22 protein-coding genes are annotated in these 25,512 nt (G+C 38.1%); 18 read left to right on the forward strand and 4 right to left on the reverse strand.

The window, feature by feature from the left end; translation table 11 throughout:
* From CCY97_RS06245 to nhaA, 12 genes are all read left to right on the forward strand, one after another.
* Window positions 1-341, forward strand: a 341-nt coding sequence (locus CCY97_RS06245) for a hypothetical protein (RefSeq protein WP_220091894.1), incomplete at its 5' end; no start/stop codon positions are given.
* Window positions 342-521: 180 nt separating this feature from the next.
* The gene (locus CCY97_RS06250) at window positions 522-2,018 is read left to right on the forward strand and encodes a DEAD/DEAH box helicase (RefSeq protein ID WP_112064625.1); all 1,497 of its coding nucleotides are present in this window, start codon (window positions 522-524) and stop codon (window positions 2,016-2,018) included.
* Window positions 2,019-2,044: 26 nt separating this feature from the next.
* Window positions 2,045-3,058: a mechanosensitive ion channel domain-containing protein gene (locus CCY97_RS06255; RefSeq protein ID WP_112064626.1), complete on the forward strand. Its 1,014-nt coding sequence runs from the start codon at window positions 2,045-2,047 to the stop codon at window positions 3,056-3,058.
* On the forward strand, window positions 3,059-4,303 hold the full coding sequence (locus tag CCY97_RS06260; RefSeq protein WP_112064627.1) for an aminofutalosine deaminase family hydrolase: 1,245 nt from the start codon (window positions 3,059-3,061) through the stop codon (window positions 4,301-4,303).
* A complete protein-coding gene (locus CCY97_RS06265) occupies window positions 4,300-5,187 on the forward strand; it encodes a S1-like domain-containing RNA-binding protein (protein ID WP_112064628.1) in 888 nt (295 codons plus the stop codon). Before CCY97_RS06260 ends, CCY97_RS06265 begins: the two co-directional genes overlap by 4 nt.
* Window positions 5,160-6,017: an SPASM domain-containing protein gene (locus CCY97_RS06270; protein WP_146744515.1), complete on the forward strand. Its 858-nt coding sequence runs from the start codon at window positions 5,160-5,162 to the stop codon at window positions 6,015-6,017. The genes CCY97_RS06265 and CCY97_RS06270 overlap by 28 nt, the downstream gene beginning before the upstream one ends.
* A 70-nt stretch (window positions 6,018-6,087) precedes the next feature.
* Window positions 6,088-7,239, forward strand: a complete 1,152-nt coding sequence (locus tag CCY97_RS06275; protein WP_181562847.1) for an outer membrane family protein — start codon at window positions 6,088-6,090, stop codon at window positions 7,237-7,239.
* A 24-nt stretch (window positions 7,240-7,263) separates the two neighbouring features.
* Window positions 7,264-8,298 (forward strand): AI-2E family transporter, encoded by a 1,035-nt coding sequence (locus CCY97_RS06280; protein WP_112064631.1) that lies wholly within the window; start codon window positions 7,264-7,266, stop codon window positions 8,296-8,298.
* 86 nt (window positions 8,299-8,384) lie between these two features.
* Window positions 8,385-10,046, forward strand: coding sequence for a 30S ribosomal protein S1 (locus tag CCY97_RS06285; protein ID WP_112064632.1), 1,662 nt, complete (start codon window positions 8,385-8,387; stop codon window positions 10,044-10,046).
* Window positions 10,047-10,054: 8 nt separating this feature from the next.
* Window positions 10,055-10,519, forward strand: a complete 465-nt coding sequence (locus CCY97_RS06290; protein ID WP_112064633.1) for a hypothetical protein — start codon at window positions 10,055-10,057, stop codon at window positions 10,517-10,519.
* Between the two features lie 39 nt (window positions 10,520-10,558).
* Entirely contained in the window at window positions 10,559-12,136 is a 1,578-nt protein-coding gene (gene serA, locus CCY97_RS06295) for a phosphoglycerate dehydrogenase (RefSeq protein ID WP_112064634.1), read from the forward strand.
* A gap of 18 nt (window positions 12,137-12,154) precedes the next feature.
* Entirely contained in the window at window positions 12,155-13,516 is a 1,362-nt protein-coding gene (nhaA, locus tag CCY97_RS06300) for a sodium/proton antiporter NhaA (RefSeq protein ID WP_112064635.1), read from the forward strand.
* A 5-nt stretch (window positions 13,517-13,521) separates the two neighbouring features.
* Here nhaA and CCY97_RS06305 read toward each other — a convergent pair whose 3' ends face one another.
* The 4 genes from CCY97_RS06305 to mraY are packed head-to-tail and all read right to left on the reverse strand — an operon-like array spanning window position 13,522 to window position 19,306.
* Window positions 13,522-14,979 carry a replicative DNA helicase gene (locus tag CCY97_RS06305; protein ID WP_112064636.1) on the reverse strand — a complete coding sequence of 486 codons (1,458 nt, stop codon included), beginning with the start codon at window positions 14,977-14,979 and terminating at the stop codon, window positions 13,522-13,524.
* A 26-nt stretch (window positions 14,980-15,005) separates the two neighbouring features.
* Complete coding sequence (locus CCY97_RS06310; protein ID WP_258457064.1) at window positions 15,006-16,805, reverse strand: ABC transporter ATP-binding protein; 1,800 nt, start codon at window positions 16,803-16,805, stop codon at window positions 15,006-15,008.
* A gap of 12 nt (window positions 16,806-16,817) precedes the next feature.
* Window positions 16,818-18,212, reverse strand: a complete 1,395-nt coding sequence (gene murD / locus CCY97_RS06315; RefSeq protein ID WP_112064637.1) for a UDP-N-acetylmuramoyl-L-alanine--D-glutamate ligase — start codon at window positions 18,210-18,212, stop codon at window positions 16,818-16,820.
* A gap of 2 nt (window positions 18,213-18,214) precedes the next feature.
* Complete coding sequence (mraY, locus tag CCY97_RS06320; protein WP_112064638.1) at window positions 18,215-19,306, reverse strand: phospho-N-acetylmuramoyl-pentapeptide-transferase; 1,092 nt, start codon at window positions 19,304-19,306, stop codon at window positions 18,215-18,217.
* A gap of 129 nt (window positions 19,307-19,435) precedes the next feature.
* On the opposite strand from mraY, the gene gpmI reads away from it, so the two are divergent.
* The 6 genes from gpmI (at window position 19,436) to CCY97_RS06350 (ending at window position 25,510) form a co-directional block, all read left to right on the forward strand.
* Window positions 19,436-20,935, forward strand: coding sequence for a 2,3-bisphosphoglycerate-independent phosphoglycerate mutase (gpmI, locus tag CCY97_RS06325; protein ID WP_112064639.1), 1,500 nt, complete (start codon window positions 19,436-19,438; stop codon window positions 20,933-20,935).
* Between the two features lie 22 nt (window positions 20,936-20,957).
* Window positions 20,958-21,602, forward strand: a complete 645-nt coding sequence (locus CCY97_RS06330; RefSeq protein ID WP_112064640.1) for a uracil-DNA glycosylase family protein — start codon at window positions 20,958-20,960, stop codon at window positions 21,600-21,602.
* Window positions 21,599-22,813 carry a hypothetical protein gene (locus CCY97_RS06335; protein WP_112064641.1) on the forward strand — a complete coding sequence of 405 codons (1,215 nt, stop codon included), beginning with the start codon at window positions 21,599-21,601 and terminating at the stop codon, window positions 22,811-22,813. Before CCY97_RS06330 ends, CCY97_RS06335 begins: the two co-directional genes overlap by 4 nt.
* Window positions 22,800-23,225: a YkgJ family cysteine cluster protein gene (locus tag CCY97_RS06340; RefSeq protein WP_112064642.1), complete on the forward strand. Its 426-nt coding sequence runs from the start codon at window positions 22,800-22,802 to the stop codon at window positions 23,223-23,225. The genes CCY97_RS06335 and CCY97_RS06340 overlap by 14 nt, the downstream gene beginning before the upstream one ends.
* Window positions 23,219-24,469, forward strand: a complete 1,251-nt coding sequence (locus CCY97_RS06345) for a tetratricopeptide repeat protein (protein WP_112064643.1) — start codon at window positions 23,219-23,221, stop codon at window positions 24,467-24,469. The genes CCY97_RS06340 and CCY97_RS06345 overlap by 7 nt, the downstream gene beginning before the upstream one ends.
* A 78-nt stretch (window positions 24,470-24,547) precedes the next feature.
* A complete protein-coding gene (locus tag CCY97_RS06350) occupies window positions 24,548-25,510 on the forward strand; it encodes a chemotaxis protein (RefSeq protein ID WP_112064644.1) in 963 nt (320 codons plus the stop codon).
* Window positions 25,511-25,512 lie beyond the last annotated feature (2 nt).

Consider the following 25,512-nt stretch of genomic DNA (forward strand, 5'->3'; position numbering starts at 1 on the left):
AAGGAACAGTGGGCAATAACACTGTAATCAAAAATGAGAATAGCAGCGGCAGTATAAAAATCCTAGATTGGAAGTTAGAGAATCAAGACAATGGCAATCCGAAAACAGTCAGATTTGAAGGTAATGGCGGCAATATAACTTTAGAGAAACTCACAATCAGTGAAACTACTACAGATATCACCAAAGTAGCAAATGCTATACAAGGAAGTAAGAAAGCAGAAGCAGTAGCACATACACAAGTACAAACAAGTGGTGGCAATGGTGCAGTAACTATAACAGGTGATCTTTTAAGAGGTAGAGAGGGGGAGCTACCTTTACTTATTTGTTGCTTATCTTGTTGAGGATTCACAACAAGATAAAATTAAAAGATTTGCTAGCAATCTATTTTTAGGGAGTAAAATGAGACAACTTCTGCACTCATTTTTGTGGCATATACACCATATTATAATTTATATATTATGTTTATTTTTACTTAACTATGTTGCTACAATTATATTTTCATTAACCATTAAAGGCTATGCATGAATACAATTTCTGTTTCTAAAGCTACAGATACAAACCAAGATATACAATCCCAAAAGGATTTTTCTTCTTTTGGCTTACGAGAATATTTATTAAAAGGCATCAGTGAATTAGGCTTTAGCACCCCTTCACCAATCCAAGAACAAAGCATACCAATTGTTTTATCAGGCGGTGATTTGATTGCTCAAGCGCAAACAGGCACAGGCAAGACAGCAGCTTTTGCGATTCCTATATTGAATAAAATCACACGTCGTAACAATATCGAGGCGCTTATTATTACTCCTACCAGAGAGCTTGCTATGCAGATAAATGATGAGTTTTTGAAGCTTGGACGCTTTGCTCGTATCAAAACAATCTGCATGTATGGAGGGCAAAGCATCAAGCGTCAGTGTGATCTATTAAAAAATAATCCAAAAATCATGATTGCCACACCAGGTAGATTGCTTGACCATCTTATGAATGGTCGTCTGCAGGACTTTACTCCACGTATAGTTGTGCTTGATGAATCTGATGAAATGCTAGATATGGGATTTTTGGATGATATTGAGCAGATTTTTAGTTATTTGCCAAGTAGCAAGCAGACATTGCTTTTTTCTGCCACTATGCCTGAAGCAATTCAGAATCTTGCGTTAAAAATCCTGCATGAACCCAAGTTCGTAAAAATATCCCCAATAGACATTACCAATAAAGATATTGAGCAAAAATACTACATCATCAATGAGAGTGAACGCGAGGAAGCAATTATCAGACTTTTAGAGATTTATGCTCCAACCAAAAGTATTATTTTTACGCGTACAAAAAGAGAAGCTGATATGCTTGCTAAGAGGCTATTTAGTATGAATTTTAATGCAGCTGCTTTGCATGGGGATATGGAACAATGGGATAGAAAGACTGTTATTACTAACTTTCGCCAAAGCAAAATCGAGATTCTTGTGGCGACTGATGTCGCTTCGCGAGGACTTGATATCAGTGAAGTAAGCCATGTTTTTAATTACCATATTCCGATCAATCCAGAAAGCTATGTGCATAGAATCGGACGCACAGGACGTGCTGGTAAAAAGGGCATTGCTATTACGCTTGCTACACCCTTAGAATTTAAAGAGATCAATAAAATCAAGCAAACAACCAAAGCACAAATTGAGCTATGTGAGATAGAGAGTACTGAAGTTTTGGATAAGCAACAACTTCTTGGCAGGATAGCATCTATTGAAGTTTCCCAAAATGCAGAAGAGATGCTAGAGATTCTTAAAAACGAAATGGATTTTAGAGATTTGTGTCTGAAGCTCTTGAGTAACTATATTGCTACCCAATGCGCCAAAACCATCGGGTTGAAAAAAGATGAGATAGCAAAGCTTGAAGCTATAGAATATGCAAACAATATTACTTTTAAGATGAATGCCAAGACTGCCAAAGCAAGAAATTCTAAAAAAAATACCAGACAAAGTGTAAAATCACGCTATAGCTCTGGCTCTATTACTGATAGCATTTGGGGTTAAGTTTTTTTGCTTGTTTAAGGTAGGGTATGCACGAAGTATGGGAGAACTTTAAAGCTATTGTTGTAGGTGTTTTGCCAAATATCCAAACTTTTGGTCTTGTTTTATTTAAGGTCACCTTACTCTTAGTTGTTGGTTATTATTTTTCTCGTTTCTTAGCCAAGCGAGTGCGTAAGAGTATAGAATCTAGGGATATAGTTCTTTCAAATTTTTTGTCCCAAGTTGTGTTCATCGGGGTCAATGTTGCTGTAATAATTGCTGCTCTTGGCACTTTAGGTGTGCAGACAAATTCTATCATTGCAGTCCTTGGGACGGCCGGTGTGGCTATTGCACTTGGCCTTAAGGATTCTCTTTCTTCAGTGGCAAGCGGGATAATCCTCATTATCTTGCGTCCTTTTGCAAATGGCGATGTAATCGAATTGGGCTCAATCACTGGTAAAGTAGAAACTATCAATCTCTTTAATACCACTTTGCGTTTGCCCGATGGGAAGTTAGCCATCATTCCAAATGCCAATATCTCCAAAGCAAATGTGATAAATTCTACTGATATTTCAAAACGTCGTCTTGATATTACCTTTGGTGTAGGCTATGAAAGCAATACAGATGCAGTCAAGCTTGTGGTTATAAATATCTTAGAAAATAATCCATGTGTAGATTTGAAGAAGGGGTATTTTATTGGATTAGATAGTTTTGGCGAAAGCTCTATTAACTTTTTATTAAGGTTTTGGATAGACGTAGAATATGGCTTGCTTGAGACAAAAGCAAGTATTTTGGAATCTCTAAAAGTCAATCTTGAAGCTAATGGTATCGAGATCCCATTCAATAAGGTTGATGTCAATATTCTGACACCAAAAGCAGAATCTTCACAGCAGATTCCAACAGACAAAGATATATTAGAAAATATCGTCTTTGTGCCCGTAAAAACTGACATCCAACAAACAGATTTCAAGCAAGATTCTCAACCAAATAAGGATACTCGCCATAGGATTTTTGACAAAATTGCACACAAACTCAAAATAAGCATGAAGGATAATGGAAACTAGATGAGGCAGATTCTAGGTGCTTCCTTAGGATTTATGTGTGATGAATCATTTAGCATCCAGAGAAACATTGGGGTTGTGGTTAAAAAGGGCAAAATCACTCAAGTTGGCGAATATCAAGCTTTATGTAGAGAATTTTCAGATTTAAAACATGAGTTTTTTGATGGCTGTGTGTTATTGCCAGCTTTTGTGAATGCGCATTTGCATTTTGAATTTAGTGGCAATGCCGTGAGTTTTACTTATGGGGATTTTGGAGCTTGGTTAGATTCTGTGATTGCCAATCGCGATGTGCTCTTGGGCATGGATACTCTGGATAAGCATATTTGTGATTGTATCGATGAGTGTTTGCGTAGCGGGGTAGGGATTGTTGGCGCAGTGAGTAGTTATGGTTATGATTTAAAAATGCTCGCCCAAAGCCCACTAAGGGTGGTGTTTTTCAACGAAGCTATAGGCAGCAATCCCAGTGCGATAGATACATTGTATAGGAATTTTTGTGTGCGTTTAGAAGAATCCCAATCCTATGCTTCAAGCAGCTTTATCCCAGCGGTTGCCTTGCATTCGCCTTATTCTTTGCATCATATATTTGCTAAGCGCGTTGTAGAGATTGCTAGAGGATTAGATTCCCCTATGAGTGTGCATTTTTTAGAATCTATTTATGAGCGTGAGTGGCTAGAAAATGCAAGCGGATATTTTTATAAGTTTTTTACCCAGATTTTTCAACTTCCAAATCCAAAGCCTTTTTATACGATTACAAACTTCTTGGAATTTTTTAGCGATATAAAAAATGCTATTTTTGTCCATTGTCTGCAGGCACGAGATAAAGAGCTAGAATTTCTGAAGCAAAATACCTTTAGCATCGTAACTTGCCCTCGTTCTAATCGGCTTTTGTGTAACGACTATTTGGATTTGCAAAACCCCAATTTGCCCAATGTTGCTTTAGGTACTGATGGGAAAAGCTCAAATAATAATCTCAATATGCTTGAGGAATTGCGCACAGCGCTCTTTGGCTACAAAAGTAACGATTTAGAATCACTTGCCAAAAAGCTTTTGTTGTTTGCAACAAGCAATGGAGCGAAGGCTTTGGATATCCAAAGCGGTGAGATAAAGGTTGGCAAGAATGCAGATTTGGCATTGTTTCATATACCAGAGCTTAGTAGTTTGCATAATCCATCACAGATTCCCTTGCATTTTATTCTGCAGGCGAAATCCGCGCATAGAGTTTATATAGATGGGATAAGAGTGTTATGAAAGTCGATTCTCTAAGTGGGCTTATTGGCAGAATCTGTGAGCTTGAGGTAGTGAGGCAAAGTGAGCATGGCGTATTTTTAAGTCTTCCATGCACAAATCTTTCGCAAGCAAGCAGGAGACGAGAGCAGGAGATGCAATGTGTGCTACTCCCTAAGAAGTTTGGAATCTTTGCTCATGGCAGTAAGATAGCCGTTTTTCTTTATACAGATTCCCAAGACAGATTGGTTGCTACCACACAAACACCATTGTTAAAATTTGGCGAGATTGGTGCATTAGAGATTGTGGATGTGGTGGCAAATGGCTATTTTGTGGATTTGGGAATCGATAAGCAGCTTTTTGTCCCAGCAAAAAACCCAAAAGCACAGAATCTGGGTTCTCAAATCGTTGTCTATGTGGCCAGAGATAAGCAAATGCGCCTCATTGGTAAGCTTGCAATACGAAAATATTTGCAACCATGTAAGCAAAAAGCCTTGCTCTATTCTTGTGTTAAAGTCCTTGTATTTGAAAAGACACCACTTGGCTTTGGTTGTGTCGTAGAGGGGCGTTATTATGGACTGGTATATCATAGTGAGCTTGCTTTTAGCCCTTCTATTGGAGAAACTCTTATACTTAAGGTCACAAACTTGCGCAAAGATGGCAAGCTCGACTTAGGTCCTAAGCGTGAGCAATCAGTCAAGGTGTTGCTAGAAATCTTACAACAGCATAATGGCTGTTTGGAGCTTGACTTTAAAAGTGAGAGTTCTGAAATCTTTGCTCTGACAGCTTTGAGTAAGAAGAATTTTAAGATTCTGAGCAACAAGCTGGTTAAAGAGAATCTCGCCTATTTTGCTGACAAAAACAATGGCAGAAAAAACTTGTGTTTGAGAGAATCTACATCGAGCTAAGCGATGAATGCGGTCTTAAATGCAGCTTTTGTCCGCATTCATCATCTCCAACCAGGCGCGGTATTATGGATATTGGCTTTTTTGAGCATATTATAAGCCAGATTGCTCAAGGTTTAGGTAAGCTCGTGTTTTTACATATTCTAGGCGATCCGTTGGTGTTAAAAAATCTCTCTAGCTATCTCAAGATTATCAAGCAGTACAATTTGCGCGCACATATCGTAAATAGCGGCAAGTTCTTGCATACCCAAGATTTCCATACACTTCTTTTTGCGCCTGTCAGAGAGATTGCATTTTCATTAAGTGCATTTGTGGATAATCCAAGAGGCTTTAGGGATTCTTATCTACAAGAGATTTTGGAGTTTTGCTCTTTCTCTCGGAAGGTAAAAAGTGAGGTTTTTATCCACCTGCGATTGCAGGATTATCTTTTAGATGCAAGCGCGCCTTTACTCAAAGAAATTGCAGAGTTTTTTGGCGTTGCAGATTCTAGAGCTTTGAGAGAAAATTTGCGATTGGATTACAAGACATTTTTCACCATCACAAAGCATTATGAATGGAATGCTAAGTCACCAGTGCAATCTAATCAATTCAGACTAGGTAAAAAACCCTATTGCTATGGTTTAATCAAGCAGTTTGGAATCTTGAGTAACGGAGTGGTTGTACCTTGCTGTATTGACTGTTTTGGTGAGATTGCATTAGGAGATGCACATATACAAGAGTTGCGTGCGATTTTAGATTCCCCAAAGGCTAGGAGTATAAAGTCATATTTTAAAGAAGGCAAAGCGTTGCTTCCACAATGCCAGAAATGTGGTTATGTAAAAGTCTTAAGGTGATTTTATGGAATCTTTTTTGCTAAATGAGAATGTTTAGATGAAAAACTCACTACAAACAAAGGATTTTCTTTTGAAGAAGGTATATGCGATTAAGGTGGGGTTGTTGTTGGTTGTATTGTCATTACTCACAAGACTTGGAGCAGCTGATATGAATGATTATTTGCTGTATGGCAATACACGTGGGCATGTAGGATTGTATTTTCAAAATATGACTGGCAATCGCGCGAATTTCGTGGATACCAATCTTTCTTTGGGTTATGATTCTCCAAAGGATGCTTTGGGGTTTAATTTTGGTGGTGCGGCATGGTTGGCCACGCGTATGTTTGAAGCTAACAGAGGGGATTTTAATTCTACGAAAGAATATTTTGTCATTACCGAACTTTATGGGCAGTTTAACCCCAATGAAAGATTCCGCGCACAAGTAGGAAGATTCCGCGCTGATGTCGAATGGATAAAATACTACAACCAAGGTATATACACTTCCGTAGCTGCTAATAGTAATATAGTAACCCAATTTATGTGGGTGCATAGCAATGCATATGTTGATAAACATCGTATGCAGCAATTTCGCAATCCGTTCCATAGTATAGGTGTTTTCTATGCAGATGTTGCTCTCAATCTTCCAGAATCACCGCTTGTTGTAACTCCATATATCTATCTTGCACCATATCGTTTTAGCTCATTTGGCATAAAAGTAGATATCGAAAAGCCAGCCGTTGCAGAATCCATATTGTATGTAAAAATACACTTACTCTCTTATATTGGCAAAAACCAAGTCATAGAATCTACCCGTACAGATGGTGATGGCTATATGGTGTGGATAGAATCTGGTGTGAAGTGGTTTGGTGTGAGGTTTGGTGGAGGCACAATCAATGTCTCTAAAAGTGGGGTAAGTGGGATTGATGCGTATAGGCATAATGATTTGTTTGAACGCAGAGAGGGTTTGTTTTACCCAGATTCTGTAACTTTGTATGGGGTGCTTGAATATACTTTCCAAAATCATATTGCGGTGCAATCTGCTTTGCGCAACACAAGAATTGGTCAAAAACATGTTTTTAACTGGGAAGCAAGTGCGCGTTTTGAGGTCGTAGAGGATGTGACTGTAGGCGGTGGATTTATAGGTATGCTCAATACTGCCAATGTCATGCTTGATGATAATATCTTTGCAGGTGATGGACGTAACTATCTTTTAGGTAGGGCATTTGTACAATTTAATTTTTAGCAGCTTTATGGAATCAAGCAAATTATGAAGGCGATAAATTTTTTTTGGGGAGTGTTTTTCTTCACTCTGTATTGGGTGTATTACCTCTATGATTCTTTTATTATGAATCTCTTGATTGCGCTTATGCTTTGTATTGCAACTTTTGGTCTTAAGACTAGGATTCTTCATATTGTCAAATCTGAGGTTTTGGCTTCATTGCTCAGTGTGTGTTTTTTGTGTTTGATTTTGATTGTGCCTGTGCTTTTTATGGTGGATTCATTGGTGACTATGATTAAGAGTGTAGATACACAGGGATTTAGCGCAATCATAGAAGGATTGAAAGCAAAGATTATTTTATGGAGTGAAGTTTTACCCGAACTACAGGTGCGGGTAAAAGAAGCTCTTTCTAAGGTTTCAGGCACGGCTATTTTTTCGTGGATTCTCAATTTTAGCTCTGTTGTAGGTAAAAGAAGTCTAGAGTTTATCGTTGACACAGGGTTTATCTTAGTTTTTTTGTTTTTCTTTTATTTTTATGGGTTACGTTTGTATGAATATTTGCTCAATCTTATCCCATTTGATAGATTCCAGATTCAAGATGTACTAGGCGAGGTAACAAGCACTCTCAAAGTCGTTTGCTATACATCAGTGATTAATGTGGTTTTGCAAGGATTAAGTTTTGGTATAGCCGTCGGGTTTTTTGGCTATGACGGAGTGTTGTTTGGAATTTTGTATGGATTGTGTTCGCTTATTCCGCTTGTGGGTGGGAGTTTGGTATGGGTACCTATTGTCTGCTATGAGTTGTATTTGGGTGATTACCACGCAGTAATTTTCATCACACTTTATAGTCTTATTTTTATTGCTTTTGTGATTGATAATGTAATTAAGCCTCTTATTATCCGTGTGGTGAATAAAAGGATTCTCAAAACTTCTTTGAATATTAATGAAATGCTCATCTTCTTTGCGATATTAGCTGGGCTTACCGCATTTGGGTTTTGGGGGATTATTTTAGGGCCAATCATTACGGCATTATTTATCGCACTTTTGAGAGTGTATAGAAAAATGATTTTGCCATTACGGTAAGATTTAGCCAGCCTTCCTGCTTAAGCTAGGATAAATTAAGCATTAGTTAGAATCAGCGGATTTAACTTTGAGAGAGGGACCTTTGGATGAGAGTGAATTTGGATAATATGGTTGATGAAAATGAGGAGGATTTCGCGCAATTACTTGATGCTAGTGAAAAAGCGATCACAAAAGGTGCTTTGCAAATAGCAAAAATCGTCAAAATAACCGATGAAAATGTCATAGTCGCGCTACCAAATGCGAAAGCAGAAAACTATATGCCTCTAGAGGAGATCAAAGATTCCCAGGGAAATTTGCTCTTTCAAGAAGGTGATGAGATAGAAGTCAGTATTTCTCGTAATCTTGGCAAAACAAATGTTTCCTACAAAAAGGCCTTGCGTTCAAAAAATATTGTGGAGAGAATCAAGGAGCTTGGAGAGGATTACAAAGATAAAGTCATCGAAGCGAAGGTGTTGTATAAAAATAAGGGCGGTTATATCATGGATTATGATGGGGTGGATGTGTTTTTGCCCCATAGAGATTCTGCCTTCAAAGAAAAAGCAAAAGTTGAAGGCAAGCTTTATAAAGTAGCTATTACAAATATTGATAAGAACACAAATTCAATCATCGTCTCTCGCAAGCGTTATTTTGATATCGATAAGAATCTAAGACAAACTTTTGTTGAGAGTCTTTTGCAAGGCGATAGAGTCTGTGAAGGTGTGGTGAAAAAAATTGTGTCTTTTGGTGTTTTTATCGATGTGAGTGGGATAGAAGGGCTTATCCACTACACAGAGATTAGCCATAAGGGAGCAGTCAATCCAGAGAAGTTTTTTGCAGTCGGGGAAAGCGTAAAGATAAAAGTTCTCAATTATGATGAGGAGAAGCGTCGCTTGGCTCTTTCTTTGAAGGCTATGAATGATGATCCTTGGAAAGAGATCGAAAAAGAATTAGAAGTTGGTTATACAATTAAGGTTGTAGTAAGCAATATAGAGGAATATGGGGCGTTTGTAGATTTGGGCAATGATATAGAGGGCTTTTTGCATATTTCTGAAATCTCGTGGGACAAAAATATCAAGCATCCAAACGAATATTTGACACTTCGTCAAGAGATTGATGTTGAGATTATTGAGATAGATACGACAAATCGCCGTTTGCGTGTCTCGCTCAAAAATCTTTTACGAAGACCTTTTGCAATATTTAGAGAAACTCATAAAGAGGGCGATGTGCTTAAAGGTAGGATTACTACTTTGACTGATTTTGGTGCGTTTATAAACATAGGTGCAGTTGATGGTTTATTGCACAATGAAGATGCATTTTGGGATCGGGGACGGAAATGTAAAGATGTTTTGCAAGTCGGTGATGAAATAGAAGTCAAAATCACAAGGATAGATTCTAAAAATGAGAGAATCTCTCTTAGCAAAAAAATGCTTGATGCTTCTCCTGCAAAAGTGTTTGCTGGTAGTCATCGTATCAATGAGATAATCGAAGGAGAAGTTATCTCTATTAAAGATTTTGGGGTGTTTATTAGCTTTGATGGGATTGAGATTCTCGTTCGCAGTGATGATATAGCGCCTGAACAAAAACAAACTCTAAAAATTGGTGATATGCTCAAGTGCGTGCTTTGTGCTATTGATGAAAAGGCAAATAAAGTTCGTGCTTCTGCGCGTCATTTAGAGAGACAAATTGCAAGAGATGAGCTAAGGGCGTTTGAAGTAAGTCAAGAGAGTGATAGGATGACACTAGGAGATAAAATCAAACATAAAATCTAGCCATTTAGATGAATAAGGTCCTGTATATTTTTCTTGTAGTTTTATTGCTGTTGCTTTTTGCGACTGGACTCTTTGTGTTGTACAAAGAGATGGTGTCTGTATCTTTTGTCTCAAGGGATTTTAAGCCTTCGTTAGGAGAGATTCCAGTTGATAGCATGCAAGATAGTAATTGGCTTGAAAATTTCTCTAATTCTTCTAATAAGATTTTCCAATATCCTGCTACTGAGCTTTTTGTGAAGTTTGATTTCAGCGATAATGACGCAAGTAATGTTACCACCAGTATTGAGATGAAAGATCTTGATGAGCATAAATATTTTTGTGTTTCGCAAATACTAAAGCAAAGTAAGTTGGAAAATACCTACTATAAAATAGGCAATAAGCTTCGCCTCGTGGTCTTTATTCGTGACAAAGACAAACTTAAGAAATTTCTAGGAGATTTGGATTATTGCAAAATCCAATATCTTTTAAACTAGGCTATAATCCTTTGTATCTAGGTTGTATCAGGAGTTGTTATGGCGTTAAAAATTGTTGTGTGTGATCATATCCATAAAAGTGGTTTGGATATTCTGGAGGCTCAAAGCGACATAGAGTATGAAAATCTTGCGCACTTACCTAAAGATGAGCTTTTGGGCAAGCTCAAAGATGTAGATGTTGTGATTACGCGGAGTTCTACTGATGTAGATTCTAAATTTTTAGAGAATGTTACTACACTCAAAGCGATTGTGCGAGCAGGGGTTGGTGTAGATAATGTAGATATAGAATCTTGTAGTAAGAGAGGCATTGTAGTGATGAATGTTCCTACTGCAAATACGATTGCAGCAGTTGAACTTACTATGGCACATCTTATAAATAGTGTGCGTAATTTTCCCGGAGCAAATACGCAGCTAAAATATGAGCGCAAATGGAAGCGCGAAGATTGGTATGGCACAGAACTAAAGGGCAAGAGCTTAGGAATTATAGGGTTTGGGAATATTGGTTCTCGCGTAGGTAAAAGAGCCAAAGCCTTTGAGATGGATGTGCTTGCATATGATCCTTATATCAATCCAGCAAAGGCACTTAATGAAGGTGTGAGATACACTACAGATTTTGCAGAGATTCTCCAATGTGACATTATCACTATCCATACGCCCAAAAATAATGAAACCAAGAATATCATCACAGCTAAAGAAATAGCACAAATGAAAGACGGTGTGGTGCTAATAAACTGCGCTCGTGGTGGATTGTACAACGAAAATGATTTATTTGAAGGATTAAAGAGCGGCAAGATCCGTTTTGCTGGACTTGATGTGTTTGATAAAGAACCAGCTATTGATAACAAATTACTTGATCTACCAAATGTCTATGTAACTCCCCATATCGGTGCTAATACTTTAGAATCACAAGAAAAAATCGCCATAGAAGCCGCAAATGCAGCAATAGAATCTGCACGTGGTTCGAGCTATCCAAATGCACTCAATCTTGCCAAAGAAGTAGACTTGCCATCAAATATCAAGCCGTATCTAGAGCTTATCCAAAAGCTCTCATTTATTGCAGCTCAAGCCAACAAGGGTGTTTTTACGAGTTTACAAATCCAAGCTTTTGGCGAGATAAGCCATTATGGAGAATCTTTGAGTACATTTGCTCTTGTTGGCACGTTAAGCGCGAGCTTGGGTAATAATATCAATTATGTGAATGCTCCGTTTGTAGCAAAGGATCGTGGTTTGGAAGTAAAATTTAGCGGACAAGAGCTTTCTCAAACCTATAAAAATTGTATCCGTCTGACCTTAAGCACACAGGCTAGAAATTTTATCCTCGAAGGTGCAGTTTTTGAGGGCAGATATTTGCGTATCACTTCTGTTAATGGATTTGTATTAGATATAGCACCAGAAGGAAAAATGCTATTTTTCAAAAATACTGATGTGCCTGGGGTTATTGGTATGGTTGGCAATACGCTTGCAAAGCACAATATCAATATTGCAGATTTTCGTCTTGCCAGAAAAGATAAAGAAGCGCTAGCTATAGTAGTTCTTGATAATCCACTCTCGGATTCTATCTTGCAAGAATTGCGTTTCATTCCGGCTTGTCTTGGGCTATGCTACGTGGTTTGTTGAGTGTTCTGAAGGGATAATATGAAAAATACAACCCAACGACAATATTTACATGATGTTACCAAGAGAAGTTTGGGCGAGATTTTTCTCGCATTCATTAGAGCAGAATCTTTCAGTGGGATTTTGTTATTTTTTTGCGCTGTATGCGCTATGATCGTTGCAAATTCTTCTTTGAGCGAATCGTATTTTTGGCTATGGCATGAAAATTTTGGTTTTAGCTTTGGCGAGCACTTCTATGGATTCCGATTGCATGATTGGATCAATGATGTTTTGATGGCGTTGTTTTTTCTTATGGTCGGATTAGAGATTAAAAGAGAGGTGCTTTTTGGAGATCTCAATGGTTTAAAAAAAGCAGCTTTTCCTGTCATCGGTGCACTTGGAGGTATGGTTGTCCCCGCGCTCATTTATTTCATACTTAATGCTAATACAAATTCTTGGCATGGCTTTGGGATTCCTATGGCTACAGATATTGCATTTGCCTTGGGTGTGATTCTATTGCTTGGTAAGCGCGTGCCAATGGCACTTAAAGTATTTTTGGTAACTCTTGCTGTAGCTGATGATTTGGGTGCTGTGATTGTGATAGCTACTGCATATCCTTCTCCTGAAGGATTGCATCTAGTGTGGCTTTTTTGTGCAGTTGCCGTTGTTGGTGTGCTTATTGTACTTAATAGACTAGGTATTCGTCATCTTGCCGTGTATCTGGGACTTGGCGTGATTTTGTGGTTTTGCGTGCATCATAGTGGAATCCATGCAACGATTGCGGCTGTTATGCTTGCATTTTGTATTCCTGTAAAACCCAAATTGCAAAGCCAAGATTTTGTCAAACTTCTCGATGAGCTGCCCCAAACCTTCAAAAATATAGATAAAAATGAGCGCAAAAATATTTTGCTTACCCACCAGCAAGTCAAGATTGTTGAAGCACTTGCAAAAGATTCTATCAATGTCCAGAATCCTTTATTGCGTTTAGAACACGCATTGCAGCCTATTTGTGCATTTTTTGTGATGCCAATTTTTGCGTTTGCAAATGCAGGGGTAGATATTAGAGGCGAGATAGATTTTAGAATCGATCACATTATGCTTGGAGTGTTTTTAGGGCTTGTCGTAGGAAAGCCTATAGGTATTTTGTGTTTTAGTTTTTTGTGCGAGAAGTTTAGGATTGCAGCTCGTCCAGCGGGAATCTCTTGGGGACATATCTTTGGTGCAGGTGTTTTGGCGGGTATTGGATTTACTATGTCGATTTTTGTGTCAAATCTCGCATTTGAGGATTTGAATGCACAAAATGTCGCTAAAGTCGCTATATTATTGGCTTCAAGTGTCGCAGGTATTGTAGGTGCGTTGGTGCTCTTTGTTATTGACAGAGTAGGGCAAAGGAAGGATACATAAAGGTTTTAGAGTTTTGTAATCATATTTGTGATTTCTTCTACATCAAGACTTACTCCTTTGTCTTCTTCTATTTTTGTTTCTGTGTTTTGGCTGTAGATTCTATCTTTTGCTTTTTCTTCAAAGCGTGTGAATCTTTTGTTGAATTGGACATGTATAGTCCTTGTCTCCCCATTACGGTTTTTGGCGATGATAATTTCAGCCGGCTCGCTTTCACGTTCTTGGTATTCTGCTTTGAAATCTTTTTCTTTGCCTTCTTTTTTCAGACGTGCTAGTCTTTGTTTGTCTTCGTGCTTTTTATACACATCATCGCGATAGAGAAAAAGTATCATATCTGCATCTTGCTCTATTGCTCCAGAATCGCGCAAATCAGAAAGTATAGGGCGCTTGTCATCTCGAGAATCAAGACTACGACTAAGCTGAGAAAGAGCAATGATTGGTATCTCTAATTCTCTTGCAAGTGTTTTTAACCCACGTGATATATCGCTGACTTCTATTTGTCTGCCTTGATTCCTATCGCCTATCATCAATTGGAGATAATCCACAATCGCAATCCCAACATTTGGATTGTGTCTTTTTAATCTGCGTAGTTTTGAACGTAACTGCGCGATATTTAGCATACTGCCATCATCAATAAAGAGTTCTTTTTGTGCTAGAGAATCTGAATACAAAGTGAGATCGCTCCATTCATTTTCAGTCAGGTCACCCCTTCTTAATGCATGCAAGGGAATGGAGGTAAGCGAGCTTAGCATTCTGAGTATGAGCTGGGTGGCGGGCATTTCAAGACTGAATATGGCCACACCAGCTTGGGAATTTAAAATATTTTGTGCGATGTTGAGTACAAGCGCTGTTTTTCCCATCGAAGGACGCGCACCAATAATAATAAGATCGCCTTTGTTAAAGCCTGTGGTAATCATATTAAGTTCTTGAAACCCGGTAGTTAACCCTGTGAGGATTTCATTTCCACGAGATTTTAGCTCCTCTAGGTGCTTGATAGTTTCTAAGACAAGCTCACGAGATGATTGGAAATTGCTACGTGCGATATTTTCTAATGAAATATCACTGAGTTCGCGCTCAAGTAGGTCCATAATCTCTTGGGGATTGCGTGTGTTATCAAATGATTGCTCACGCAATGTGTTTGCAAGATCACGCAAGCTCCGTCTGATTGAAGCTGCTTTGATTTCTTGTGTGTATGCTGGGATGTTGGCAATAGGATTTGTGCTGGCAATTTCTATCAGTTCATTTTCATTGATCCTACCAGCTGATCTTTGTAAGAGAATTTGTTCATCAAAAGGAAGCTCTAATTTCTCGCATTCTTGGATAATCTGAAAAAGTATCCTGTGACTAGGGACAAAAAAATCTGTGGATTTTAGAATGCTTGAGACATCCTCGAAATTACTTGGTGAAAAAATAATTGAGGACAGTACAGCTTTTTCGATTTGCACTAAAGTGTTTGTATCTTGCATAGAATTTCCTGGATTCTGTATACCATTTAATTTGGTCTGATGTGATTTGAAGTGGTGGCTATGATAGAGCCATCATAGCCTTTGGTAAATTCGACCTTTCTCTCACATCTTTCTATGGTGTTCAGTCTGTGTGCTATAACAAGCAGAGTTTTGTTGTGGGCGACATCATAGATTTCGTCCATAATTTTTTCTTCGGTTGCAGAATCTAGAGCGCTTGTAGCTTCATCTAAAACGAGTATCTCAGGATTATCATAGATTGCGCGTGCAATTCCTATACGCTGCTTTTGTCCACCACTAAGTAAGATTCCGCCTTCACCAACTCTTGTGTGTATTCCATTGTGTTCATCAAGAAACTCCAATATATTAGCTTTTCTACAAGCTTCTTTCACACGCCCTTCATCTAGCACACTACCAAAAGCGACATTTTCAGCGACACTGCCATCAAAAAGATAGATTGTTTGTGGAATGTAGCCGATTTTTTTGCGCCATGAACGGAGGTTATCGCTATTGATTTCTTGAGAATCTACAAGTATCTTGCCATATTGAGGTTTGTAAATCCCTATGATTATGTCTACAAGCGTGCTTTTTCCTATACCGCTTTCTCCACAGAAAGCAATTTTATCACCCTTGTTGATTGTGAGATTGACATTTTTAAGAATGGGTTTATTCTCGTCATACCAAAAGCTAATGTTTTGTAATTCTATTTTTTCTTTGAAGTCGCATTTTTGATTGGCTTCATAATTTGGCTCATGACGCAGAGCTTCATACACAAGAGAGACAGCGCTAGAGGTAGATGCCATTTGATTGTAAGCATCTAATATTCTACTGACTGCTGGTAAGATTTTATAAAGCGCAAGAGCATACATTGATATTATTGGTAGAACTTTTTCAAAATCTTTATAAATTGCCAAGATATACCAAATACAGATTACTAAAATGACAAATCCTACTGTTTCAAGCAAATGACGAGGGATAGGCAAAATGGTGCTCATAATGATTCTGGTCTTTGTGAGTTCGTTGCTTACTTCAGTGAATTCTTTGCAAACTTCTTTTTGATTGCCCTTAAGTTTGATCATTTTAAAATTTCCAAAGGTTTTAGTGATAATCTCATTAAAATTTGCATTTGTTTGTGATTCTATTGCTCCGCGTCGTTTGAGCTTGTTGCCTAAGACATTCATCACAAGATATACCTGGATACCCAATATTATAGTTAAGGCTAAAGTAATCATCCAATTTGCAATAAGTAACAAGAGATAAATCACAACCATTGTGAATACTTCAGTAAAGAGTTGCAAAAGACTTCTTACATACATAGAGGTTTTAGAAGCTTCATTTGTTATGTTTGATCGGATTTTATCGCTCTTGAGCTTGATAAAGTCTAGGTAATTTAATTCTATTGAGCGTTGAAAAAGTTTGTAGGTAAAAAAATGGAGTTTGCGAGCAGAAAAACGAGAAAGGCAATAGGTATGAAAAATACCATATGTTGTTCGGAAAATATAAAATGCTACCAGACTCCAACAGAATGCCACCATAAACTCAAGCGTATCGTTAAATCCAAGAAATTCATAGATTTTTTTGGAGTATGGATTGGTCAAAATAAGATTTGGGTTGTTGGCAAAGGTGATAAGAGGCATAATAATCCCGACACTAAGGATTTCTATAATGGAAGAAACAACCGTAGCAGCAAAGAGAAAAACCAAAATAACCTTGTCTCTGCGGGTTAAGAGGCAGCGGAGTTTGTTGATTGTCGCTAGGGTACTTTCAGTTTTTTGTTTTGCGCGTCTTTTTCGTTTTTTGTAAATTTTTAGCTGTTTGGTTATCTTCATTGGGTTATGCCTTTATAATGCTTTGGGTTGCGTATTGGTATCAAGAGCATATTTTTGGAAAAGATCCCCGCGTTGTTTGTAGGAAGTAAATTGATCTAAGCTTGCACAAGCGGGCGACAGCAATGCTACATCCCCCTTTTGTCTGAGGGTTTTTATCATCAAGACAGCATCTTGTAGGTAGTTGCATTCATAGGCTTGGAGATTGTAGAGTTTGGCAAAGGACAGAATCTTAGAAGTGCTTTTGCCAATGGCAAACACAATAATCTCAGTATTTTGTGTAAGCTGCTGCAAGCATTCAAAAAGCGGAGTGAAGTCTGCACCCTTATCATCACCACCAAGTATAAGGAGGATTCTGTAATCTTTATAACGCAAGAGAGCTTGTATCGTAGCATCGATATTTGTACCCTTGCTATCGTCTACCCATAAATTTTTATGAGAGTCTCTGAATTCCTCCAATCTGTGCGTTCCAATTTCAAAACTATTGAGAATCTTTATACCGCCTCGTGTATCACCTTCTATACTATCTTTGTGGCATAAAAACTTGCTTGTAGCAAGCGCTATCAATCCATCAAGCAAGAAAGGCTCTCTGAGCTTTATTGTTTCTAGATTGATATGAAGTTGTGTGGCTAGATCTTTGGAATTTCTATAGTAAATAGCATTGCCTTTGAAGGCTTGCACGCTTTTATGCTCTATGAATTCCTGTGGCAGAATTGCAAAACTCCCATTTTTCATGCGTTCTAAGACACTCAGTTTATCATTAAGATAATTTTCATAGTTCCCATGCCAAGCGATATGATCTTGGCTTACTGGCAAGAGAGCATAGACTTTTGGTGTGGCAGTATATGTATAGTGCAGGCTAAAAGAGCTGGTTTCTAGAATCCAAATTTTTGTGCGATTTTCAAAGAGTGTGCAAAGCGGTGTGCCTATATTCCCCCCACTTTGGGCATCTAAATGCGCTAGAAGCCTTTGGGTTAGCTGGGTAGTCGTAGTTTTGCCATTAGTGCCACTTATCCAAGCAATCTCTGGCTGCAATGGTGGCTTGAGTCCTTGATTCTCTAAAAGTGCATAAAAGAAATCATATTCGCTCAGTAAAACTCCGAGTTTTTGGGCCTGGATAATAAGTTTATGATGTGGTGGGATTCCGGGTGAAGTGATACATATATTTTTGAGATTTTTTATGGAATCCAGTTTGCTCACTTCCTCAAAAAGCTTGTATGGCGTGCTTTGGGATTGCATAGGATAAAACTCTTGGATATGAGAATCTGTGGTTGGCAGCAATTCATTTCCAAAGCTATCTGTTTGTTTATAGGTAAATAAATCATCATAGATTCTTGTCTGAATGCCTTGTGCATTAAGAAAAGAACACAGAGATTTTGTTGTTGTCCCATAGCCTAGTAGGGTTACCATCTCTAGCGTACCTTAAGGCTCAATAAAGCGATGAGGTTTGCCAGAAGTGCAATAACCCAGAATCGTACGATGATTTTGTTTTCCGCCCAGCCCTTTTTTTCAAAATGGTGGTGTATGGGAGCCATGAGAAATATGCGTTTTTGTCGGTATTTATAACTGCCAACTTGTAGCATGACAGAGAGTGTTTCAAAGACAAACACAAAACCAATCATGAATAGCAAGATTTCGCTACTTGAGAGAATCGCCATATAGGCAATGAATCCACCTATAGCCAAACTACCACTATCACCCATAAATACCTCTGCTGGATGGCAGTTGTACCACAAGAAGCCAAAAAGCGCTCCAATAAGCGAACATCCTAGTACCATAACCTCACCGCTTTGGCTTAAGCGAGGATAATAAAGATATGAGGATAGGCCTATATGCCCGCTAATATAGACAAATACGCAAAGCGAAATAAGCGCAAAGATGCTAGGCACAGTTACCAGCCCATCAAGCCCATCGGTGATATTTACAGCATTTGCAGTAGAGACAAATACAAGTATCCAAAAGAGAATGCAAAGTAAAGGTAGATGGAATCCAGCAATATTGAAGTTTAGCCATAAGCCCATATCAAAAACTGGATCTTTTAAAAATGGCACAAAGAGCTCTGTGCTTTTACCAAGATTGACAAGTCCAATACTAAGCAATAAGGAAAGTTTTATTAAAAAAAGCATTTTTATTTTTGCACTCATACCAGCGTTTGAGTGGTGTGAAATTTTGATGTAATCATCTCTGATGCCAATAAGTCCAAAACCTAAAAGTCCAACAATACCTAACAGCAAGAACGGATTACTAAGATCTGCGCAAAGTAGGCTTGCAAGTATTGTGCAGGATATAAATACGATTCCACCCATTGTGGGTGTGTTTTTTTTATTCTCATGCGGTATAAAATGTGAGATTGGTTGGTTTGCACGTTTAGACCTTGCCCAACGGATAAAATATGGCATAAATACAACACTCAAGATAAAGCCCAGAAAAAACCCAACTCCTGCACGAAAAGTTATATATTGGAATAGATTGATATGCAAAGTTGTATAGAGCCAATAAAGCATAGATCCCCCCCCCTTAAAAAAGCGTGTGCAACTTCTTTAACAATGAGCATAGGGGCGGGATTATAGTGTTAAATTTGTAAAACTTCGCTAAATTTCTCGGCTGCAATTTAACAGCTTGGAGGAGAAAAGGTGAGAGAAAAGCACAAAAAAAAAGCTGTTTTGGTCATTACTGATGGGATAGGATATAGTGAGCAAACCACTTATAATGCCTTTTATCATGCAAAGAAACCAACCTATGATTATTTATTAGAAAATGTGCCATTTGCAATGATTAGTACTTTTGGTTTAAGTGTGGGATTACCTGAAGGACAGATGGGAAATTCTGAAGTTGGACATATGTGCATGGGAAGTGGAAGGGTACTGTATCAGGATTTGGTGAAGATTTCTCTTGCTTTGCAAAATAATGCAATTCTGCAAAATCCTGTTTTTTCTGCATTTTTAGAGCAAAACCAAACAATCCATTTGTGTGCTTTAGCAAGTGATGGTGGCGTGCATTCGCATCTGGATCATCTCCTGCGTTTGGCTGAGATTTGCGCGCAAAATGATAAATCTGTGTGGTTGCATATTATTACAGATGGACGCGATGTTTTACCGCAAAGCGCTTTGCAATACTTGACACAAATACAATCTTTGTGTAGGAAGCACAAAAATATAAAAATTGCTAGCATGAGCGGGAGATTCTATGCTATGGATAGAGATAAGCGTTGGGAGCGCATAGAGAGTGCGCATAAGGTAATAGTTTGTGCGCAAAATAAAACCTCGCTCACCCCACAAGAATATATACAATCCCAGTATGAAAAAGAGATTTTTGATGAGTTTATTGAGCCTGCAAGTTTTGGGGAATTTGAAGGTGTATATGATGGTGATGGTTTCGTGTTTGTAAATTTTAGAAGTGATAGGGCGCGTGAGATTGTGGAATCTATCGGGAGTGTTGGTTTCAAGGAGTTTGAACGTATAAAAGAGCCAAGAGTGCATATGCTATGCATGTGCGAATATGATGCAAGTTTCAGTTTTCCTATTTTATTTCCAAAAGACAAGGTCAAAAATACTTTAGCAGAAGTTATCTCTCAGGCCAATATGCGACAACTCCACACTGCTGAGACCGAAAAATACGCACATGTTACATTCTTTTTGAATGGCGGCAGAGAGGAGGAGTTTGCTGGCGAGAAGCGTGTGCTCATTCCCTCACCAAAGGTTATGACTTATGACAGGCAACCAGAGATGAGTGCCAGAGAGGTTGGTGATGTAGTCTTGCAAGCAATGAGCGATGGGTATGAGTTTATAGTCGTGAATTTTGCAAATGGCGATATGGTCGGACATACTGGGAATTTTGATGCAGCTATTAAGGCAGTAGAAGCAGTGGATACGCAATTAGGCAGAATCTTAGAGCGGGCAAGAGAACTTGATTATTCCATTGTGATTACAAGCGATCATGGTAATTGTGAGGAGATGAAAGATAAATCCGGCAATACACTTACTAATCATACGGTTGGTGATGTTTGGTGCTTTGTCATTGGTGATGGTATAAAACAAATCAACAAGAGAGGAGGTCTTAACAATATTGCCCCGACGATTCTGAAGATCCTTGACTTAGAGATTCCCGCAGAGATGGATAAGCCGCTTTTTTGAGCATCTCTGGAATCATTTCGTTATGCAACATAAAATCAATCAATTAGTATTTTTAAAATCTTTGTATATACAAAGAATGTGTGGGGAGACATTTGAAAACCCAATCAATAGAATACAAAGCAATTCTCCGCTGCAAGCTTTTAAAAGAGATAGTCTCAAAGAGAGTATTGCTGCATGCAATCTTTGTTCATGTGCCAAGATGACGCAAACTCGCTTGAGTGGATTTATATCGCCAGCATGCAATCTTTGCTTTATTACGCCTGCTCCGTTGGTTTCATCAAGTGATACTGTTCCTGATTTTATGCAAAACAAAAGTGCGCAAATGCTTCAAAACATTATAAAAGGCGTCTATAGATTACAGCCAAAAGAATGCTCTATCCTTTCGCTTCTTAAATGTCCTTTAGAATCCACCCCTACACATGAGCAGATAAATGCATGTATCCCATTTCTACAAATACAGCTAGATTCTATAAAGCCAAAAGTTATAGTAGTTTTTGGCTCTTATGTAGGGGAATATCTCATCGGGGGTAATAGCGATTATGGGCGGATTTTGTGGCATAATGGGCGTTCTTTTTTGTTTACTTTTGGGCTTAATGAAATCATACGCAATCCATCGTTAAAGACTGAGGTTATGAGACATTTATTGGTAGCTAAGGAAGTGTTGTGAAGATTATATTTCTTTATGCATTGGTATTTTGCGGGGTTTTTGCCAAAAGCTATATCATATCTCCTTTGCCATTGCCACGACAAGAGATTCTTAACCTCGACCCACGACCTTGTAATGCCAAATGTCTCAATCAGCTCTATGAAAAAGGGCAATTTTTTTCTTTTGTCTCTCGTTTTGGGAATGAGCAAAATCCAGACTTACGGGCAAAACTCGCTATCGCACTTGAAAATCTTGCTATTTTGGATCTTCCTATTTCGCCAAAAAGCACAACAGCTAAGATAAAGCTTGGCTTACTTATGCCCAAAAAAGTCATCAGGCATTATTTTTATACAAGCATAGATACGATTCTCTCTTACCTTATGGCGCGAGAGAGTGACTTCAGTTTTGAAGTTTTTAATAGCGATACAGAAGATACCCAAGCCATACAAGCAGCATATCAAAGTGCAATAAGTGCGGGGAGTGATTTTGTTATTGGAATTTTTACCACAAAAGGCGCTAAGGAATTTGCACGTAATATAAAAATCACGATTCCAGTCTATCTGGCAACAAATCATATCAAGCAGATAGGTGATATACCGCCACCTAAAAAACTGTATTTTGGCGGTGTGGATTATGAAAGTCAGATTGAATTACTCATCTATCTCAGTCAAGATGAGCCACTTGTGGTTTATAACGACAATTCGACAACGGGAAAATATCTTAGTGAGCTTCTGCATGCAAGAGGCGCAAATATTATCCATGAGCAAACCATAGACCCGACTACAGCGAAGCGATTTGCAAGTATCTTGCCAAGCCAAGAGAAGTTTTTAGAAAATAGCGTCGTGATTTTCAATACACAAGCTATCCATACAGGGCTTATGATGTCTCAAATTGCTCTTAGCCAATCAAAGCCAAAAAAAATGCTTTCTACACAAACAAACTATGATTCTTCATTGTTTGATTTGGTGCAACCAAATGACAGAAAAGAATTTTATGTAGTAAGCATTATTGGTAGGCTTGATCCTAGAATCGTAGAATATGCCGCACTTCTAGGGCGCGATCTCAAATATAATTGGGTCAATTACTCGACTGCTGTTGGCGTAGAGCTTTTACTCGGTGGGCAAATAGGCGAAAAAGAGCGTTATTTTCAGGAGTTTTTTTTAGACAACCAAGTGCATTACACAAATAGAATCTATAAAATCTCTGGAAAAAATTTCTATGAATATCGTTAGAGTCCCCTCTTTTGCTTTTGGTTTTGATAGCACTCAATGTGATGGGTGTGGTGGAAAGTGTTGTACAGGAGAGAGTGGGTATGTGTTTGTGAGTATTGATGAAATGCTAGAGATTGCAGAATTCTTGAATCTAGCCTTCGAGGAATTTACCAAAAAGTATGTACGTAAGGTAGGCTATAAATTTTCACTCCTTGAGATTCCTGAAGAGAGCCAGTCTCTAAGAGATAATTCTTTGGCATGCGTGTTTTTTGAAAATGGTAAATGCAAGATCTATCCAAAGCGTCCAAAACAATGTAGAGAGTTTCCGTTCTGGGATGCTCATAAATCTTTAGATTCTCAGATTCTTTCTTCTTTAATGTCTTCTTGTCCGGGGATTATTCTTGAAAATGCCACAAAGGATAATAAGTGTTAAAAAATATCTTTGCTTTATGTTTGTGTTTTGGGTTGTGTTTTGGTGCATTTGATGAAGAGGCTTCTTTGTTCCAAGCTTTGGATTTGCAAGAAAGCGGTAAACTCAGAGAAGCAAGGGATTTGTACCTTGTGCTTTATGATGAAACAAAAAAACGCGAGTATTTAAAAGAGAGTATTTTGCTTGGAAGTTTATTTGAGCAACCAAAGATCGTTTTGAGCTACATCAAAGATTATCAGGCACTTACTCGTAATCAATGGGATATGGAGATTTCAAAGGTATTGCTTGATGTGTATATGAAGACTGGCGATGTTTCAAACGCTTTGAAAACTGCTAAGAAAATCCAAGCTAAAGAAGATAGTCCAGAGATTCATAATATATTAGGCGTGATATATCTCACGCAAGGTGACAAAAAGAAGGCTATTTCAGAGTTTGAATGGCTTTATGAAACTTTAGGCACACAGGAATCTTTGCAGAAGCTTTTGATTCTTTTAGAGGAAAATAATCAGTATGCTCGTGCTGTCGAGCTTTTGGATTCTTATTTGGCAGAGAATCCATGCGAATCGGAGTTTTGTCAAAAAGCATTGCAGTTTTATGCAAAAGGTCTGCAAACCCAGAAAATTGAGGCTTTACTCAAAAAGCGTTATGAAAATGAGCCAAATATCCAAAATGCCCAAAGTCTGATTACTCTTTATACTTTTAGACAAAAATACAAAGAGGCACTTGAAATTGCCTCGCTCTATCCTTTTGACCCACAGCTTCTTATAGGTCTTTATGTGGGTGCAAAAGATTATAAGAATGCCTCAAAAAGTGCCTTTGAGATTTACAACAACACGAAGAATTCACTCTATTTGTGTTATGGATATTTGTACCAGTTTGAAACCATACAAAAAACTGATGTGCAGCAAATCAAAAAATTGCTTAATGATATGCAGCAAGCAGTCAGTTTGTTGGAGAAAGATTCTGTGTTGAATTTACAACAAAGAGAGTTTGCAATTTTTTACAATTTTTTGGGTTATATATTGATTGATTATGAGTTTGATATAGCAAAGGGCATACAGTATGCTAATAAAGCTTTACAAATTGAGCCTAATGAATCTGCATATTTGGATTCTTTGGCGTGGGGGTATTACAAACAAAAGCAATGTGCTAAAGCCAAAGAAATATTTCAAAAAATTCCACAAGATCAAAGAGAAAATGACCAAGATATACTCAAACATTCCCAAGCACTACAATCGTGCGATTAAGCGTAGTTTTTGCTTTTTGTGTTAGAATTTTTGCGCTTTCTACGTGTGTAAAACCTTACTTTTTATAAGAGAGAAAATATGTCCTCGTCTATGTCTCAAATTGATCAAGTAACAAGTTTGCATAAAAACAATGAGTTGCAGCTTCTGTGTTTTCGTTTAGAAAAAGGCAAAGATCTGTATGCTGTGAATGTTTTTAAGATCCGCGAAGTGATTAAATATAGCGGATCTTTGACCATTGTCAGCCATGAGCCAAACTCAATGGTTGAAGGACTTATCGCTATCCGTGAAATGACAATCCCACTTATTGATATGCGCAAATGGTTTTTTTATGATTCAAAGCAAAGACACAAAGATTTGCAGGCTTATTCTATTAAGCGTGAAAAGGGTGAGGATGATATTGTGATGATTTGTGAGTTCTCACGTTGGACTATAGGTGTGAGAATCTATGAAGCAGATAGAATTCTTAATAAGAAATGGACTGAAATCGAACAAAGCTCCGGAGTTGGTGGAAGCGGACAAAATGGCAAGCTTGTGAGTAGAACCCGTTATTTTGATGGCAGATTGGTACAAGTGGTAGATATCGAGAAAATGCTTACAGATGTCTTTCCTTGGATTGAAAAAGAAAAAGAAGAAGAAATGCAGAAAGTATCTCAGATCCAAGCTACAAAGCGTGTGTTGCTTGCTGATGATAGTCCCAGTGTATTAAAGACTATGCAGACTATTCTCAATCGCATTGGTGTTGTGCATTATGATTTTGTCAATGGGCGCAAATTGCTTGATTATGTGTTTGCTCCAACAACTGATCTGAGCAAGATTGGTTTGATTATAACAGACCTTGAAATGCCAGAAGCAAGTGGTTTTGAAGTTATCAAACAAATAAAGTCAAATCCCATCACCTCTCATATTCCAATTGTTGTCAATTCCTCTATGAGTGGCAGTAGCAATGAGGACATGGCACGTGGTCTTAATGCTGATGAATTTATCTCAAAATCAAATCCTGTCCAGATTGAAGAAGCCATACAGAAACTGATGCTTCCTTGATG

It is taken from the genome of Helicobacter sp. 10-6591 (genome assembly GCF_003288805.1).
In the GTDB taxonomy this organism is placed as follows: domain Bacteria; phylum Campylobacterota; class Campylobacteria; order Campylobacterales; family Helicobacteraceae; genus Helicobacter_F.